We start from the raw sequence: 1941 nt of genomic DNA on the forward strand, positions 1-1941 counted from the left end.
GGGAGGGCGGACGCCCGACATGCACAGTTTCGCTTGTGGCAACAGTGAGGAGATTGGCAAATGCGATTGCCCTGCAAAATGTGTCGCTAAAGCTGACTTAAACGCTGGGAATCACCCCTTTGCCAGCCAAAAAGGCAATAATTTCTGCTACTCCTTGCCCGGTTTTCATGTTGGAAAAGATAAAAGGCCGCTCCCCACGCATCTTGCGTGCATCGCGTTCCATCACCTCCAAAGAGGCGTTGACCATGGGCGCCAGATCTATCTTGTTGATCACCAGCAGATCGGAACGGGTAATCCCTGGCCCCCCCTTGCGCGGTATCTTATCGCCTGCTGCGACATCGATCACATAGATGGTCAAATCGGCCAACTCCGGGCTGAAGGTGGCGGCCAGATTATCGCCTCCCGACTCCACCAAAACCAGTTGCAAATCGGGAAAGCGGCGCAACAGACGATTGACCGCTGCCAGATTGATCGAGGCATCCTCACGAATCGCCGTATGCGGACACCCTCCTGTCTCCACACCCAAAATCCGCTCTGCCGGCAGCGCCTCATGACGCAGCAAAAACTGTGCATCTTCCGCCGTATAAATATCGTTGGTCACCACTGCCAACTGCATGCGTTCGCGCAGTTGCTGACACAACGCCAGAGTCAACGCTGTTTTGCCGGAACCCACCGGACCACCAATACCCACCCGCCATACCGGCTTTTGCATCACCCATTCTCCCTTTGTCAGGAGCGAAACAGTCGGCTGTATTGTGTCTCATGACCACAGCCAGCAATCATCCAACCAGGAGCAAAACTGTTCCATTGCTCTTGGGGTAAAGAGAGCGCCTCTTCGGCCAATAGTGGAATCTCTGCCGCCAAACGCCACAATAGGCGCTGACCTGCCGTCTGCCCCAAAGGAACCAGCTTTACTGCGGCCAGAACCTGATTTTCACACCAACTCCATAAATATCCTGTCACTGCAGCCTGTGGTTCAATTTGCCAACAGCCGCTCAACCATGCCCAAAGCAACAGATAGGTTACCTCCTCTTCTTCGATCGGCAACCTCTCCTCTCCCAGAGCAACACCCAACTGCAGCAAGGAATAGCCCATCTGCTGACTTTCGGCGGCCATCTCCTGGCACTCGCGACTGGCACGATACCACTCATTGAGCTCGCGCCAAAGACTCTGCTCACCCCTGCTCAGCGCCCTTTGCAGCGCCGCCAACAGGGGTGCCTCAAAACGGGCCAGGGGATGGCGCAACAGCTCGGCAATCCAGCGCCAGGCACTCTCCTCATCGGTTACCCAGCCCTGCTCCACCGCCCATTCCAAACCTTGGGAATAGCTATAGGCACCGACAGGCAAAGAGGGACTGCTCAACTGCAGCAGACGCAATTGTGCCAGGGGAGTCATGCAAACTCATGTATCTGCGCAGAATGGCCATCCTCATCCGCAGAACCATGATGGTGATGGGAAGCAGCATAGGCACCCCGCTCCGCCTCAAAAGGGGCACGCACTGCGCTGACCTGACAGCCCAACTGACGCAACATCTCTGCCAGCAGCTTCTCTTCCGGCAGCAAGAGATATTGCTCTGTGACCTGCAGCGGAGTATGGCGATTGCCCAAATGGTAGGCGGCTCGCAGCAACAGCAGCGGCTGCGCGGCCTCGACCCGCAATAATGACTCTTCGGCAGCCTCAATAGCGACCACTTGTCCGCTATCGCTCCACAAACGATCGCCATGGTATAGATGGCTGCCATGCGGAAGCATCACGATCACCTCTTCCCCATTGGAAAGACGGCTTTGCAGGCGACTGTAGGCCCGCTCCTGCCAAGTCAAAGACAAGGTCAAACAGGCAGGAGGGGCAGACTCTTCCGCAAAAGCGGTCAAAAAGATCATTGCAGCGTTCTCCACCTAAAAGAGAAAATAGCGTTGCGCCATCGGCAACACCTGGAGAGGT

3 protein-coding genes are annotated in these 1941 nt (G+C 56.1%); all 3 read right to left on the reverse strand.

Annotated features, from left to right (window positions below):
* Positions 1 to 97: 97 nt before the first annotated feature.
* Genes ureG through ureE form a run of 3 tightly spaced genes read right to left on the reverse strand, consistent with a single transcriptional unit; the run spans position 98 to position 1880 of the window.
* Complete coding sequence (gene ureG / locus EJP87_RS15755) at positions 98 to 712, reverse strand: urease accessory protein UreG (RefSeq protein WP_130472803.1); 615 nt, start codon at positions 710 to 712, stop codon at positions 98 to 100.
* A gap of 17 nt (positions 713 to 729) precedes the next feature.
* A complete protein-coding gene (locus EJP87_RS15760) occupies positions 730 to 1395 on the reverse strand; it encodes an urease accessory protein UreF (RefSeq protein ID WP_130472804.1) in 666 nt (221 codons plus the stop codon).
* Positions 1392 to 1880 carry an urease accessory protein UreE gene (gene ureE / locus EJP87_RS15765; RefSeq protein WP_193771453.1) on the reverse strand — a complete coding sequence of 163 codons (489 nt, stop codon included), beginning with the start codon at positions 1878 to 1880 and terminating at the stop codon, positions 1392 to 1394. Before ureE ends, EJP87_RS15760 begins: the two co-directional genes overlap by 4 nt.
* Between the last annotated feature and the right edge of the window lie 61 nt (positions 1881 to 1941).

Source organism: Candidatus Magnetaquicoccus inordinatus (assembly GCF_004217665.1).
Taxonomy (GTDB): Bacteria; Pseudomonadota; Magnetococcia; order Magnetococcales; family Magnetaquicoccaceae; genus Magnetaquicoccus; species Magnetaquicoccus inordinatus.